Raw genomic sequence first — 14768 nt, 5'->3', positions numbered from 1 at the left:
CCGAAAGGAATAAATGACGATTCGCGAGATTTACGGACATAGGGAGCAAAAAGGTAAACCGGTTTTCACCGCATAAGTGCAGTAGGAAAACGCAGTGGTGCAAAAATGGAGGACGGCTTGAAATTGTCGCCTGCTGCCCCCATCTGAAAGGAGTATTCAGAGAATATTGCTAGCGTGCTGAATGAGTTGCCGTTTTTCTGGCGATATCCCGCATATTGTCGTCGAGGGCAGATCTTCCCTTGCAGGAAGTGCTAACATTGCCTGAGTTGATCCCACGTTGCGGAAAAATCCATGACCGAAAATAAATTGCATCAGCTTAGTATCGAGGTAGGCGCGGCCTTAAAAGCCCGCGATTTCTGGGTTACCTGTGCAGAGTCGTGCACGGGAGGCTGGGTCGCGAAAGCCCTTACCGATGTTGCCGGCAGTTCTGCCTGGTTCGACCGTGGTTTTGTCACTTACAGCAACGCCGCAAAACGCGAAATGCTCGACGTTTCAGACGCGACGTTGAAAGAGTTCGGCGCAGTGAGCGAGCAGGTAGTGCGGGAAATGGCGCGTGGCGCACGTTATGCGGCCGGCGCAAACCTTGCGGTGTCGATAAGCGGCATTGCCGGGCCTGACGGCGGCAGCGAGGCAAAACCTGTGGGCACGGTGTGGTTTGGCTTTGCCGACAACGACGGCCGCATTTATGCCCATAAAGAGGTGTTTTCCGGCAATCGCGAAGCCGTGCGCCTGCAAGCCGCTGTTTTTGCGCTGCAAACGCTTCTCGACGAATTTTTGAAAAAATAGACTTGATACTGTATGCGTATACAGTATAATTACTGTCAATTACCTGTATGTGTACTGTGCATCCAAACAACAACATTCAGTGACAAGACGTGTGGTCACACACAACGCGTCACGCGAAGGAGTAAAAATGGCTATTGATGAGAACAAGCAAAAGGCGTTAGCTGCGGCACTGGGCCAGATTGAAAAGCAATTCGGTAAAGGCTCCATCATGCGCCTTGGCGAAGATCGCTCCATGGATGTTGAAACGATCTCCACCGGCTCTCTGTCTCTGGATATCGCGTTGGGCGCAGGCGGCTTGCCTATGGGCCGTATCGTCGAAATTTACGGACCGGAATCTTCGGGTAAAACGACGCTCACCTTGCAGGTTATTGCTGCTGCGCAACGTGAAGGCAAAACCTGTGCCTTTATCGATGCCGAGCACGCGCTTGACCCTATCTATGCCAAGAAACTGGGCGTAGACATCGACAACCTGCTGTGTTCACAGCCGGACACCGGTGAGCAGGCGCTGGAAATCTGTGATGCCTTGACCCGCTCTGGCGCGGTTGACGTTATCATCGTTGACTCCGTAGCGGCACTGACCCCGAAAGCAGAAATCGAAGGCGAAATCGGTGACTCTCACATGGGCCTCGCGGCACGTATGATGAGCCAGGCAATGCGTAAGCTTGCCGGTAACCTGAAAAACGCCAACACCCTGCTTATCTTCATCAACCAGATCCGTATGAAAATCGGTGTGATGTTCGGTAACCCGGAAACCACTACCGGCGGTAACGCCCTGAAGTTCTACGCTTCTGTTCGTCTTGATATCCGTCGTATCGGCGCAATCAAAGACGGTGATGTCGTTGTCGGTAGCGAAACCCGCGTGAAAGTAGTGAAAAACAAAATCGCTGCGCCGTTCAAGCAGGCTGAATTCCAGATCATGTACGGCGAAGGTATCAACATCAACGGCGAGCTGGTTGATTTGGGCGTTAAGCACAAACTGATCGAGAAAGCCGGTGCATGGTACAGCTACAACGGCGACAAGATTGGCCAGGGTAAATCCAATGCCAGCAACTTCTTGAAAGAAAACCCGAAAGTGGCTTCTGAAATCGACAAGAAACTCAGAGAAATGCTGTTGAGCGGCACCGGTGAGCTTAGCGCTGCCGCGACGGCCGAAAATCTGGACGACAATGCAGAAACCAGCGAAGAGTTTTAATACTCTGCGCTCAACCCGCCGGTAAATGTTCTGCCGGCAGGTTTGACAGCTTGTCTCCCTTAAAAAAACAGCCTCTCATCAGGCTGTTTTTTTGCATTTATGGAAAAGGAATCAGGCATGACTCAGGACAACGAACAACATGACGCGCCATCTTCACTGTTTTCGACACTAGAGGACGATCGCGCGAAAAAACTCAATAACCTGATTGCCCGTGCCATGCGCCTTTTGGGCCAGCGCGATCACGGAGAAGCCGAGCTTCGCCGCAAGCTGCTGACTCCGCCTCAGCCTTTCAGTCGCCCGTCATCCTATAAAGCCCGTCAGAATCCGGATGCACGCAGGCAGGCTACCCCGAAGGAACCCGAAGAAATCTGCCCTGACCAGGTCGAACAGGTTATTGCCTACTGCTATGAACATCACTGGCTCGATGATGCCAAATTTGCCGAGCGCTATATCGCGGGGCGAAGCAACCGTGGTCTGGGTGCGCAGCGCATTCGTTCCGAGCTGACGCAAAAGGGCGTAGACAAAGAGGTAATTACCGAAGCGCTGGAAAATTGCGAGGTAGACTGGTGCACCAAGGCCTACGAACTGGCGACACATAAATTCGGTCAACCGTTGCCAACGGAGTGGAAGGAGAAATCCAAAGTATTGCGCTATTTACTTTATCGCGGTTTTTTCCAGGAGGAAATTCAGTCTATTTATCGCGATTTTGAGGATTGAACGCATACTGGATTTTACTTCCCCGCGAAGAAATTTTATCTTATCCCCACTTTTTGTTCGTGAGCGACAAAGTAAGCTGGACGTTATCACGCTAATCTTGCTCACGGGCCGACCTTTTTAGCCTTATTCCGGGACATTTATGAGCAAGAGCACCGCTGAGATCCGTCAAGCGTTTCTCGATTTCTTCCATAGTAAGGGACACACTGTTGTCGACAGCAGCTCGCTGATCCCTACCAATGATCCGACATTGATGTTTACCAATGCCGGCATGAACCAATTCAAAGACGTTTTCCTGGGCCTGGACAATCGCGACTACCATCGCGCGACCACCTCTCAGCGCTGCGTACGCGCCGGTGGCAAGCACAATGACCTTGAAAATGTGGGTTATACCGCGCGTCACCACACCTTCTTCGAAATGCTGGGCAACTTCAGCTTTGGCGATTATTTCAAGGAAGACGCCATCAAGTTTGCCTGGGAGCTGTTGACCGGTGAAAACTGGTTCAATCTGCCGAAAGAAAAACTGTGGGTGACCGTTTACGCGACCGATGACGAAGCCTTTGATATCTGGGAACACCAGATTGGCGTGCCGAAAGAGCGCATTATCCGCATTGGCGACAACAAAGGCGCGCAGTACGCGTCCGACAACTTCTGGCAGATGGGCGACACCGGCCCTTGCGGTCCGTGTTCCGAAATCTTCTTCGACCACGGCGACCACATCTGGGGCGGGCCTCCGGGTAGCCCGGAAGAAGACGGCGACCGCTACATCGAGATCTGGAACCTGGTCTTCATGCAGTTCAACCGTCAGGCGGACGGCACCATGCTGCCACTGCCAAAACCGTCGGTTGATACCGGTATGGGCCTTGAGCGTATTACCGCCGTGCTGCAACACGTCAATTCCAACTACGACATTGACCTGTTCCAGACGCTGATTACCGCTGTGGCGAAAGTCACCGGCGCGACCGATTTGAACAACAAGTCATTGCGCGTGATTGCCGACCACATCCGTTCCTGCGCGTTCCTGATTGCCGATGGCGTGATCCCTTCAAATGAAGGCCGTGGCTACGTGCTGCGTCGCATCATTCGTCGCGCGGTGCGCCACGGCAACATGCTGGGCGCGAAAGAAGCCTTTTTCTACAAGCTGGTTGCGCCTCTGGTGCAGGTGATGGGCTCGGCGGGCGTTGAGCTGGCGAAGCAGCAAACCACCGTTGAACAGCTGCTGAAAACCGAAGAAGAACAGTTTGCCCGTACGCTCGAGCGCGGACTGGCGTTACTGGACGAAGAACTGGCAGCACTGAAAGGCGACACGCTGGACGGCGAAATCGTCTTCCGTCTGTATGACACCTTTGGTTTCCCGGTCGATTTGACTGCCGACGTCTGCCGCGAGCGCAATCTCAAGGTCGACGAAGCCGGTTTCGAAAAAGCCATGGAAGCCCAGCGTACGCGTGCTCGCGAAGCCAGTGGCTTCAGCGCGGACTACAGCAATATGGTGCGCGTCGACGGCGTTACCCAGTTCTCTGGCTATGATCACGTTCAGCGTCAGTCCAAAGTCGTGGCGCTGTTTGTCAACGGCCAGCCGGTTGAAGAGATTCAGGCGGGTCAAAACGCGATTGTGGTGCTGGACGATACGCCGTTCTACGGCGAGTCTGGCGGACAGGTTGGCGACAAAGGCGTACTGAAAACGGCAGCGGGCGAGTTCACCGTTACCGATACGCAGAAATACGGCAAGGCCATCGGCCATCAGGGCGTGCTAAGCGCCGGTAAGCTCAGCCTTAACGACAGCGTTGAAGCCGATGTCGATGCGACACGTCGCGACCGCATTCGTCTGAACCACTCTGCTACACACCTGCTGCACGCAGCGTTGCGCCAGATTCTGGGTAAACATGTTGCTCAGAAAGGTTCATTGGTCAACGACCACTATCTGCGTTTTGACTTCTCTCATCCAGAAGCCATGAAACCCGAGCAGATTCGTCAGGTCGAAGATTTGGTGAATGCGCAGATTCGTCGTAACCTGCCTATCGAGACCAATATCATGGCGCTCGACGATGCGAAAGAGAAGGGCGCAATGGCGCTGTTTGGCGAGAAGTACGAAGACCACGTGCGCGTGCTGTCTATGGGCGACTTCTCGACCGAACCGTGCGGCGGTATCCACGCCAGCCGTACCGGTGATATCGGCCTGTTCCGCATTCAGAGCGAATCGGGCACGGCGGCGGGTATTCGTCGTATCGAAGCCATTACCGGCGACAACGCCATTGCCGCGCTGCACCAGCAGAGCGATTTGCTGCAAGACGTGGCGCACCTTGTCAAAGGCGACGTCAACAGCGTCACCGACAAGATTCGCAGTCTTCTCGAGCGCTCTCGTCTGCTCGAGAAAGAACTTCAGCAGGTTAAAGATAAGCAGGCTGCACAGGAAAGTTCATCGCTGTCCGGTCAAACCAAAGAAGTTAAGGGCGTTAAACTGCTGGTGAAACAGCTGGATAACGTTGAAGCCAAAATGCTGCGCACGATGGTCGATGACCTGAAAAATCAGCTGGGCTCTGCCATTATCGTGCTGGCGACGACCGCAGATGATAAGGTAAGTCTGATTGTGGGTGTCACGAAAGACCTGACCGATCGTGTTAAAGCCGGTGAACTGATTGGTACGGTGGCATCTCAGGTTGGCGGTAAAGGCGGTGGCCGTCCTGATATGGCTCAGGCGGGCGGTACCGATGTACAGGCCTTGCCAGCTGCGCTTGCGGGCGTAGAAGCTTGGGTAGCCGACAAGCTGTAGTCTTAAAAATCAGTAACAGTGAAAACGCCATAATCTCTTGTCTGTTATGGCGTTTTCAGTCTTTACGACCGGTTAACTCTCACTATTTACGTCACGGCTTCGCCGATTTCGGCTAAACTTAAAATCACTCACAGCTAATGTATAGAGCTGACGTACATTTTATGTGGAGGTCATGGCTTACGTTTTTACAGCTTATGATAGATAATGACTGTGAAACTGAGAGACCCGACTCATTTAATTTTTCAAGGAGCAAAGAATGCTTATTCTGACTCGCCGAGTTGGTGAAACCCTCATGATTGGCGATGAGGTTACGGTTACCGTGTTAGGCGTTAAAGGTAATCAGGTGCGTATTGGTGTTAATGCGCCGAAAGAGGTCTCTGTTCATCGTGAAGAGATCTACCAGCGCATTCAGGCTGAAAAATCTCAACAGACGAGTTATTAATTTATCAGGCGTCCCGTCTCGGGCGGGGCGCTGATGAATTTCTACGGTGTCTTTTCGCATTTCCCCTCCGCTTTTCCCTTCCTGTTCGAAAATTATTTCTCTGTCGTCACTTCTTCGTCTGATCCTTTTTACTGATTAAACATCGGTTTTTATCTCATAAAGCCCAATATTTGCCGGTAATCTGCACAGGTTGGGTGGGAATTGTTCAAACAAACAATTCTTCGGAAAAAAGGGTTTGACTTATAAGTGCGGGAAAGTAATATGTGCGCCACGCAGTGCCGATGAGCTTAAACAAAGTTAGTCAGCACGATTCGAAAGAAGCGTATGGTGAGGTGGCCGAGAGGCTGAAGGCGCTCCCCTGCTAAGGGAGTATGCGGTCAAAAGCTGCATCCGGGGTTCGAATCCCCGCCTCACCGCCATTTAAGATGCACCCATAGCTCAGCTGGATAGAGTACTCGGCTACGAACCGAGCGGTCGGAAGTTCGAATCTTCCTGGGTGCACCATTCTTTCTGTGATGTATATTGATTTGCAATCAAGTGAGCATCAGGGCCGATTTAGGTAGAATGTGAAAGTGGTGAAGTATCTGTTGTAAAGAACTGCATTAAAGAAGTGATATGCACCCATAGCTCAGCTGGATAGAGTACTCGGCTACGAACCGAGCGGTCGGAAGTTCGAATCTTCCTGGGTGCACCATTCTTAATCCTTCGCTTTAACATCAGTAAAAAAATCTGTACCAACCCTGCACCCATAGCTCAGCTGGATAGAGTACTCGGCTACGAACCGAGCGGTCGGAAGTTCGAATCTTCCTGGGTGCACCATATTCAAGTCTTGCAGACAATGTTCATTCAGACTCTGCAAGTTACAAGAAACCCGCTTCGGCGGGTTTTTTGCTTTCTGTCTTCCGCAAATTTTTTTCTTTCTCTCGATCCTTCCCGCAAGATTAATCCCTATGTGCTTTCCAACCTGACAAAAAGCGACAATTTCCAATCTTTAAGCTAAAGTAGTTTCCCCATATCGGTGAAGAGTAGGCGGTGTCATGGACTACAAGATATACGAAGGGTACCAGGGTTTGATCTTTGATATGGACGGTACCATATTGGACACCGAACCCACGCACCGCAAAGCCTGGCACCAGGTACTGGGCAAATATGGCTTGCAGTATGACCTGGCTGCGATGGTCGCGCTTAACGGCTCGCCGACCTGGCGCATTGCGCAGTCTATAATTGACAGTAACAAGGCGGATCTCGATCCCTATCATCTCGCCGCCGAGAAAACCTCGGCCGTGCAGGCGATGTTACTGGACACGGTTCAGCCCTTGCCCCTTATCGAGGTGGTGAAGGCGTTTCACGGGCGTCGCCCTATGGCGGTCGGCACGGGCAGCGAACACGGAATGGCGGATGCTCTGCTGCGTCATTTGGGGCTGCGCCAGTGTTTCGACGCGATTGTCGGCGCCAACGATGTAGAAAATCACAAGCCGGCGCCAGACACCTTTCTGCGCTGCGCCGAACTGATTGGCGTGCCGCCGGAGAACTGTGTGGTATTTGAAGACGCCGATTTCGGTATAGAAGCAGCTAAACGGGCCAATATGGCCTTCGTCGACGTACGCACGCTGTGAGCGACGCCCGTGCCATGGCATTGGCCGTAGGCACGCAAGAGCGAGCTCATGACGCGGTTAGATTGGTATCGGTTATCTATGATGGTCACATCTATGCAGACTCAGAACATTTACGCGTTAACTTTTTTAAAATCGGGAGGTCAATTTGATCCCGGATGTATCACAGGCGCTTTCCTGGTTGGAAGCCCATCCCCAGTCCGTAAAGGGTATTCGTCGGGGCATCGAGCGTGAAACGCTCCGCGTGAATCCAAACGGTACACTGGCAAAGACGGGTCACCCTGAACCTCTTGGCGCAGCCTTGACGCATCGTTGGGTCACCACCGATTTTGCCGAGTCGCTTCTCGAGTTTATTACACCGGTCGATGACAGCGTCGAGCATACGCTGAGTTTCCTGCGCGATATTCATCGTCACGTAGCCAGGGAGCTGGGTGACGAAAGAATGTGGCCGTTCAGCATGCCGTGCTTTATCGATTCTGCCGATGACATCGAGCTGGCGCAGTACGGCACCTCGAACGTCGGTCAGATGAAAACGCTGTATCGTCAGGGCCTCAAAAGCCGCTACGGCGCACTGATGCAGATAATTTCCGGTATTCACTACAACTTCTCGCTGCCAATCGAATTCTGGCAGGCGCGGTTGGGTATTCAAGATGCACAAAGCGGCAAGGAAGAGATTTCCGCCGGCTACTTCAAACTGATCCGCAACTATTACCGTTTTGGCTGGGTTATCCCTTACCTGTTCGGGGCATCGCCTGCGATCTGTTCCTCTTTCCTTAAAGGCCGTGAAACCAATTTGCCGTTCGAGTATGCAGAGAACCGGATTATGTTATCTGCCTTACGCGACCTCGCTGCGTCTTAGCGACCTGGGCTACACCAATAAATCGCAGAGCAATCTGGGCATTACCTTCAATGACCTTGAAACCTACGTTGCCGGTGTCAAACGTGCCATTCGCACGCCTTCTGCCGAATATGCGGCAATGGGCGTCAAGAAAGACGGTAAATATCTCCAGCTGAATACGAATGTGTTACAGATTGAGAACGAGCTTTATGCTCCTATCCGTCCGAAGCGCGTCACCAAATCTGGCGAAACGCCTTCCGACGCACTGATGCGCAGTGGAATCGAATACATTGAGGTGCGTTCTCTCGACATCAATCCGTTCACGCCGACCGGTTTTGATGCCTCGCAGGCACGTTTCCTCGATCTATTTTTGATATGGTGTGCATTGGCCGATGCGCCGGAGATGAGCAGCGAAGAGATTCTTTGCACCCGTCAAAACTGGAATCGTGTCATTCTGGAAGGGCGTAAACCGGGCCAGACGATCGGCATCGGCTGTGACGACGTACGTGAACCGCTTGATAAAGTAGGTAAATCGCTGTTTGCCGACCTGCGTCGCGTCGCGGAAGTGCTGGATAGCCAAAACGGCAATAAAGAGTATCAGGACGTGTGCAGCGAACTGGTTGCCGCATTTGATAATCCCGAGCTGACTTATTCCGCCCGTATCCTCAAGATGATGAAGGAGGAGGGTGAAGGCAATCTCGGACTCAAACTGGCCGAGAAATATCGTCAGATGCTGATTGATGAGCCGATGGAGGTTCTGAAGGAGCAGCAGCTGGCGGAAGAGTACGATGCATCCTGGCAGCGTCAGCGCCGTCTGGAAGCAGAAGATAAGTTAAGCTTTGAAGAGTATCTGGCTTCTCTCGCCGCGAAATAGTGCCGGGGAATCAATCGGTGCTGTGAGATTGGGCGAGGGCTGGAAAAGAAAATGGCCACATCACTGTGGCCAAAACAAACATCTCTGTTTCAGGGATGATGATAACAAATGCGCGTCTTTCATATATTCAGACTCGTGTTTTGGGAAAAGGTTTCCCGAGTTCGATAAAAAAATCATTTTTTTTAGGAGAGGTGACGATATGCCACTGTTGGATAGCTTTACGGTAGACCATACAATCATGGCTGCCCCTGCCGTTCGTGTCGCAAAAACCATGAAGACCCCAAACGGGGACACCATCACCGTCTTCGATCTGCGTTTTTGCCGCCCGAATATCGAAGTGATGACCGAGCGCGGTACGCACACGCTGGAGCACCTGTTCGCCGGTTTCATGCGTAACCACCTGAACGGTGAAGGCGTCGAAATCATCGATATTTCACCAATGGGTTGCCGTACCGGTTTCTACATGAGCCTGATTGGTGTGCCGGACGAGAAGCGTGTTGCCGTTGCCTGGAAAGCGGCGATGGCCGACATTCTGAAAGTCAAAGATCAGAACCAGATCCCCGAGCTGAACATCTATCAGTGCGGTACCTGTGAAATGCACTCGCTGAAAGAAGCCCAGGAAATCGCCCAGCATATCGTTGATAGCGAAATCGGTGTTAACCGCAACGAAGACCTGGCGCTGCCACCCGAAAAGCTGACCGAACTGCATATCTAGTTTGAGCTTCCCTAAAGGTTGGCGCTTTGGCCAATGGCATAAAAAAAGACGCGAGAATATCGCGTCTTTTTTCTTTCCGGCATCAAGACAAGGTTTCAAGACCGCGCCCCGACAACGTGCCGATTAATGCTCGGCGCTGCTGCGCAGGGTTTTCAAAGGCCTGACGCGAACCTGTTTTATCATGTTGTCCTGCACGTCGAGAATTTCCACTTCATAGCTTTCGATACGCAGACTGGTACCAATCTTTGGAATGTCTTCCAGCACCTCAAGCAGAATGCCGTTGATGGTACGCGGCCCTTCAATCGGCAGGTTCCAGTTAAACGCCTTGTTCAATTCGCGCACGTTGGCGCTGCCTTCAATGAGCACCGTTCCGTCACTCTGCGGCGTAACTTCTTCGGCAAGCGTTGGCGACATCGAGGTTGTGAAATCGCCGACAATCTCTTCCAGAATGTCTTCGACCGTCACCAGCCCCTGAATATCGCCATACTCGTCTACTACGATGCCGACTTTCTTCTTGTTGCGCTGGAATTTAACCAGCTGGATATTCAACGGCGTACCTTCCGGAATGTAGTAGATTTCATCGGCGGCGCGCAGCAGGTTTTCTTTGTTGAACTCTTTCTTCTCGGTCATCATGCGGTAGGCTTCACGCAAACGCAGCATGCCGATGGCGTCGTCGAGCGAGTCGCGATACAGCACGATGCGACCGTGCGGCGAATGCGTCAGCTGACGGCTGATTGATTTCCAGTCGTCGTTGATATCAATGCCAAGGATTTCGTTGCGCGGCACCATGATGTCATCGACGGTCACTTTTTCAAGATCCAGCACCGACAGCAGCATGTCCTGATTGCGGCGCGAAATCTGCGAGCGGGATTCGTTTACGATAGTGCGCAGCTCTTCCTTGCTCACGGCATCGCTTATCCCCACATTGGTTTTGATGCCGAACATGCGCATCAGAATCTTGGACAGGCTGTTCAGCAACCAGACCAGCGGCATCATGATGGTCTGCAACGGACGTAAAAGAAGGCTGCTCGGGAAGGCGATACGTTCAGGATAGAGCGCCGCGAAGGTTTTCGGCAGCACTTCGGCGAACCAGCAGGACCACAAAGGTCAGGATGCCGGTCGCGATGGCCACGCCCGCATCGCCATAAAGACGCATCCCGACGATGGTGGCCAGCGCCGAGGCGAGAATATTGACCAGATTATTGCCAATCAGCACGAGACTTATGAGCTGGTCGGGCTTTTTCAGCAGGTTTTCAACGCGACGCGCAGCACGGTTTCCATGCTTGGCAAGGTGGCGTAAACGATAGCGGTTGAGGGTCATCATTCCGGTTTCGGAAGCCGAAAAATAGCCGGAAACTACCACCATGATAACCAGGATGATAATGAGGGTAGTTGTTGAGACGTGCTCCAACGGGTAATTCCTTAATGTTTTATGAATGAATGGCGAGGGACAAGGGATCGGCGTCTTAGTGAACCATGACCTGCTGGATGAGGCGGCTGCCAAAATAGGCAAGCGTCAACAGGATGGCACCGGCCATGCTGAACCACACCACGCGGCGTCCACGCCAGCCTTCGTGATAATGTCCCCACAGCAGCACGATGTAAACCAGCCAGGCAAGAATAGACAGCACGGCCTTGTCGATATTTTCTCGGCTAAAGAGGTTTTCCATATATAACAGGCCGGTACAAAGCGTCAGCGTCAACAGGATCACACCGCCCTGGGTGATGTGAAACAGTTTGCGTTCAATGCTCATCAGCGGCGGCATATCGGCGGAAAACGTCAGTTTCTTGTTCTTCAACTGGTAATCGAGCCAGGCAAGCTGGAGCGCATACAGCGCGGCGATAATCAGTGTGGCATACGAGAACAGCGCCAATCCTATATGGACCAGCAACCCTTTGCTTGCCTCAAGGTGCGTTATGAACTCGCCCGGCAGGAAAGCGACCAGCGCCAGGTTTATCAACGCAAAGCAGTACACCACCGGCAGGATAAACCAGCCGCGGCTGCGCGAGGCGACGATAGTCATCACGGTACAGATAATGAGGCTGACTATCGAGCCGATATTGACCAGACTCAGATTCTGGCCGGTACTGACGTCAAACACCCGCTGCTCAAGCGTAACGGCATGGCAAATCAGGGCGACAGTCGCCGAAATTAACGCGATGCGCCGATAGGTGCCATTCTTGCGGATCAGGCTCGGAATGATCAGAGAAAGGCTAAGCAGATAGGCGAACATGGCGACAAGAGCGAAAGCAGGCATATTGTGTCATTTGCGTCGAAAAATGAATGAGAAAGCCAGTATAGCGTTACCTGCGTCGTGCTCCAACAACTCTCCCGATTTTACCTTTATATATCGGGCAGAGATTGTGCGGACATCTCGTGTTATAATCCCGCAATTGTGTCGCAAAAGCGGCCTGTCATTACGTTGAGCAAGAGACGATGTTTGATAATTTAACCGATCGATTGTCGCGCACACTGCGCAATATCAGCGGCCGTGGGCGGCTGACCGAAGAGAATGTAAAAGAAACACTGCGTGAAGTTCGCATGGCATTGCTGGAGGCCGATGTTGCCTTGCCGGTTGTGCGCGACTTCATCAACCGCGTGAAGGAAGCGGCCGTTGGCACCGAAGTCAACAAGAGCCTGACGCCGGGTCAGGAGTTCATCAAAATCGTTCAGAAAGAGCTGGAAACGGCTATGGGCGAAGCGAACTCCGAACTGAACCTGGCCGCGCAGCCGCCGGCTGTCGTGCTGATGGCAGGCTTGCAGGGTGCGGGTAAAACCACAAGCGTGGCAAAACTCGGCAAGTTCCTGAAAGAAAAGCGCAAGAAAAAGGTGCTGGTTGTCTCCGCCGACGTCTATCGTCCTGCGGCAATCAAGCAGCTCGAAACGCTGGCCGAGCAGGTTGGGGTCGAGTTCTTCGCCTCCGATGTCAGCCAGAAACCTATCGACATCGTCAACGCGGCGCTACAGCACGCGAAACTGAAATTCTTCGACGTCCTGCTGGTGGATACCGCCGGTCGTTTGCACGTCGATGAAGCGATGATGGACGAAATCAAACAGGTTCACGCGGCCATCAAGCCGGTTGAAACGCTGTTTGTTGTCGATGCCATGACCGGTCAGGATGCGGCGAATACCGCAAAAGCGTTTAACGAAGCGCTGCCATTGACCGGTGTGATCCTGACCAAGGTCGACGGTGATGCGCGCGGTGGTGCGGCACTTTCGATTCGTCATATCACCGGCAAACCTATCAAATTCCTGGGTATGGGTGAAAAAACCGATGCCCTTGAGCCTTTCCATCCCGATCGTGTGGCCTCACGTATTCTCGGCATGGGCGACGTGCTTTCCCTTATCGAAGATATCGAAAGCAAGGTAGACCGTGCGCAGGCCGAGAAGCTGGCCGCCAAGATGAAAAAGGGCAATGGTTTCGACCTGACCGATTTCCTCGACCAGCTCAAGCAAATGCGCAACATGGGCGGCATGGCGAGCATGATGAGCAAGCTGCCGGGCGTGGGTCAACTGCCGGACAACGTCAAATCGCAAATGGACGACAAAGTGCTGGTGCGTATGGAAGCCATCATCAACTCGATGACGCTGAAAGAGCGCGCCAAGCCCGAGATAATCAAAGGTTCCCGCAAGCGCCGTATCGCGCTGGGTGCCGGAATGCAGGTGCAGGATGTCAACAGGCTGCTGAAGCAGTTTGACGACATGCAGCGCATGATGAAGAAAATGAAGAATGGCGGCATGGCCAAGATGATGCGTGGCATGAAAGGCATGATGCCACCGGGTTTCCCTGGTCGCTAAGCCGCTGTTCGACATGATAATGAGTACCGGAAATAAGCGCTCGGCCAAAAGTAGTTTGAGGTAATAGACGCTTTCGATTGCTTTTTGCGCCAAAATGAGTAAAATTTTCGGGCTTTTTATATTGCAGCCAGACCCCGTTCCCCGATGGGCTCTGGCTGTTTTATTCACTAAAGAGGATGTTATGGTAACAATTCGTTTGGCACGTGGCGGCGCAAAAAAGCGTCCGTTCTATCAAGTAGTAGTGACCGACAGCCGCAATGCTCGTGATGGTCGTTTCATCGAGCGCGTAGGTTTCTTCAACCCATTGGCTTCTGGCCAGGCTGAAGCACTGCGTCTGGACCTGGATCGTATTGCCCACTGGCAAGATCTGGGTGCAACCGTTTCTGATCGCGTAGCTTCGCTGATCAAAGACGCCAAGAAAGCAGCTTAATCTGTCGCGGTGGTGGCAATGAGCAAGCAACTCAATCCAGTGACGCCCGCTGAGCCGATTGTTCTCGGCAAAATGGGCTCAACTTACGGTATTCGTGGTTGGCTCAGAGTGTTTTCATCCACCGAAGACGCCGAAAGCATTTTCGAATACCAGCCCTGGTTTATCCAGCAGGCGGGTAAGTGGCAGGCTGTCGAGCTGGAAAGCTGGAAGCGCCACAATCAGGACCTGATCATCAAAGTCAAAGGCGTTGACGATCGGGATGCGGCCAATCTACTGACGAATCGCGAGATTGTTGTAGATTCAAGCCAGCTGCCAGACCTCGGCGAGGGTGATTACTACTGGAAAGACCTTTTCGGTTGCCAGGTAGTGACCACCACCGGTTACGAGCTCGGTAAAGTCATTGATATGATGGAAACCGGTTCGAACGACGTGATGGTAGTAAAAGCAAACCTGAAAGATGCATTTGGCATCAAGGAACGGTTACTTCCGTTCCTCGATGGGCAGGTTATCAAGAAAGTCGATCTCGCTACTCGGACCATTGAAGTAGATTGGGATCCTGGTTTTTGACCTCCGTAATGTCTACTGCTGTAGATAT

Annotated in this window: 11 protein-coding genes, 4 tRNA genes and 2 pseudogenes; 15 read left to right on the top strand and 2 right to left on the bottom strand. The window is 52.6% G+C overall.

Annotated features, from left to right (window positions below; genetic code table 11):
* Positions 1-291 precede the first annotated feature (291 nt).
* From pncC to luxS, 12 genes and pseudogenes are all read left to right on the top strand, one after another.
* Entirely contained in the window at positions 292-786 is a 495-nt protein-coding gene (gene pncC / locus O1V66_RS13880; protein WP_045048575.1) for a nicotinamide-nucleotide amidase, read from the top strand.
* 127 nt (positions 787-913) lie between these two features.
* Positions 914-1978: a recombinase RecA gene (recA, locus tag O1V66_RS13875; RefSeq protein WP_045048576.1), complete on the top strand. Its 1065-nt coding sequence runs from the start codon at positions 914-916 to the stop codon at positions 1976-1978.
* Between the two features lie 117 nt (positions 1979-2095).
* Positions 2096-2695, top strand: coding sequence for a recombination regulator RecX (recX, locus tag O1V66_RS13870; protein ID WP_045048577.1), 600 nt, complete (start codon positions 2096-2098; stop codon positions 2693-2695).
* A 139-nt stretch (positions 2696-2834) separates the two neighbouring features.
* Positions 2835-5462 (top strand): alanine--tRNA ligase, encoded by a 2628-nt coding sequence (gene alaS / locus O1V66_RS13865; RefSeq protein WP_269127760.1) that lies wholly within the window; start codon positions 2835-2837, stop codon positions 5460-5462.
* 256 nt (positions 5463-5718) lie between these two features.
* Positions 5719-5904: a carbon storage regulator CsrA gene (gene csrA / locus O1V66_RS13860; RefSeq protein ID WP_013574027.1), complete on the top strand. Its 186-nt coding sequence runs from the start codon at positions 5719-5721 to the stop codon at positions 5902-5904.
* Positions 5905-6230: 326 nt separating this feature from the next.
* Positions 6231-6323: transfer RNA gene (locus O1V66_RS13855), tRNA-Ser, on the top strand.
* 8 nt (positions 6324-6331) lie between these two features.
* Positions 6332-6408: transfer RNA gene (locus O1V66_RS13850), tRNA-Arg, on the top strand.
* 113 nt (positions 6409-6521) lie between these two features.
* Positions 6522-6598: transfer RNA gene (locus tag O1V66_RS13845), tRNA-Arg, on the top strand.
* Between the two features lie 48 nt (positions 6599-6646).
* Positions 6647-6723: transfer RNA gene (locus O1V66_RS13840), tRNA-Arg, on the top strand.
* A 230-nt stretch (positions 6724-6953) separates the two neighbouring features.
* Positions 6954-7520 (top strand): fructose-1-phosphate/6-phosphogluconate phosphatase, encoded by a 567-nt coding sequence (gene yqaB / locus O1V66_RS13835; RefSeq protein WP_045048621.1) that lies wholly within the window; start codon positions 6954-6956, stop codon positions 7518-7520.
* A 145-nt stretch (positions 7521-7665) separates the two neighbouring features.
* Positions 7666-9229, top strand: a pseudogene (gene gshA / locus O1V66_RS13830) (glutamate--cysteine ligase).
* Positions 9230-9428: 199 nt separating this feature from the next.
* Positions 9429-9944: an S-ribosylhomocysteine lyase gene (luxS, locus tag O1V66_RS13825; RefSeq protein WP_045048580.1), complete on the top strand. Its 516-nt coding sequence runs from the start codon at positions 9429-9431 to the stop codon at positions 9942-9944.
* A 123-nt stretch (positions 9945-10067) separates the two neighbouring features.
* On the opposite strand, the pseudogene O1V66_RS13820 reads toward luxS, so the two are convergent.
* A pseudogene (locus tag O1V66_RS13820) lies at positions 10068-11355 on the bottom strand (HlyC/CorC family transporter).
* A 55-nt stretch (positions 11356-11410) separates the two neighbouring features.
* Complete coding sequence (locus tag O1V66_RS13815) at positions 11411-12202, bottom strand: cytochrome C assembly family protein (RefSeq protein WP_045048582.1); 792 nt, start codon at positions 12200-12202, stop codon at positions 11411-11413.
* Between the two features lie 179 nt (positions 12203-12381).
* Here O1V66_RS13815 and ffh point away from each other — a divergent pair, with 179 nt between their 5' ends.
* The 3 genes from ffh to rimM all read left to right on the top strand — a co-directional run bounded on the left by ffh (position 12382) and on the right by rimM (position 14740).
* Positions 12382-13743, top strand: coding sequence for a signal recognition particle protein (gene ffh, locus O1V66_RS13810; protein ID WP_045048583.1), 1362 nt, complete (start codon positions 12382-12384; stop codon positions 13741-13743).
* A 181-nt stretch (positions 13744-13924) separates the two neighbouring features.
* Positions 13925-14173, top strand: a complete 249-nt coding sequence (gene rpsP, locus O1V66_RS13805) for a 30S ribosomal protein S16 (RefSeq protein WP_017493592.1) — start codon at positions 13925-13927, stop codon at positions 14171-14173.
* A gap of 18 nt (positions 14174-14191) precedes the next feature.
* A complete protein-coding gene (gene rimM, locus O1V66_RS13800; protein WP_045048584.1) occupies positions 14192-14740 on the top strand; it encodes a ribosome maturation factor RimM in 549 nt (182 codons plus the stop codon).
* Positions 14741-14768 lie beyond the last annotated feature (28 nt).

This window comes from Rouxiella chamberiensis, from assembly GCF_026967475.1.
In the GTDB taxonomy this organism is placed as follows: Bacteria; Pseudomonadota; Gammaproteobacteria; order Enterobacterales; family Enterobacteriaceae; genus Rouxiella; species Rouxiella chamberiensis.
The sequence above is the reverse complement of the archived record's forward strand: the minus strand, read 5'-3'. Positions and strand labels throughout refer to the sequence as shown.

Bases quoted from the DNA above. Each gene is read 5' to 3' on its own strand.
- pncC (WP_045048575.1), top strand. From the start codon at position 292: ATGACCGAAAATAAATTGCATCAGCTTAGTATCGAGGTAGGCGCGGCC.
- recA (WP_045048576.1), top strand. From the start codon at position 914: ATGGCTATTGATGAGAACAAGCAAAAGGCGTTAGCTGCGGCACTGGGC.
- recX (WP_045048577.1), top strand. From the start codon at position 2,096: ATGACTCAGGACAACGAACAACATGACGCGCCATCTTCACTGTTTTCG.
- alaS (WP_269127760.1), top strand. From the start codon at position 2,835: ATGAGCAAGAGCACCGCTGAGATCCGTCAAGCGTTTCTCGATTTCTTC.
- csrA (WP_013574027.1), top strand. From the start codon at position 5,719: ATGCTTATTCTGACTCGCCGAGTTGGTGAAACCCTCATGATTGGCGAT.
- luxS (WP_045048580.1), top strand. From the start codon at position 9,429: ATGCCACTGTTGGATAGCTTTACGGTAGACCATACAATCATGGCTGCC.
- O1V66_RS13815 (WP_045048582.1), bottom strand. From the start codon at position 12,202: ATGCCTGCTTTCGCTCTTGTCGCCATGTTCGCCTATCTGCTTAGCCTT.
- ffh (WP_045048583.1), top strand. From the start codon at position 12,382: ATGTTTGATAATTTAACCGATCGATTGTCGCGCACACTGCGCAATATC.
- rpsP (WP_017493592.1), top strand. From the start codon at position 13,925: ATGGTAACAATTCGTTTGGCACGTGGCGGCGCAAAAAAGCGTCCGTTC.
- rimM (WP_045048584.1), top strand. From the start codon at position 14,192: ATGAGCAAGCAACTCAATCCAGTGACGCCCGCTGAGCCGATTGTTCTC.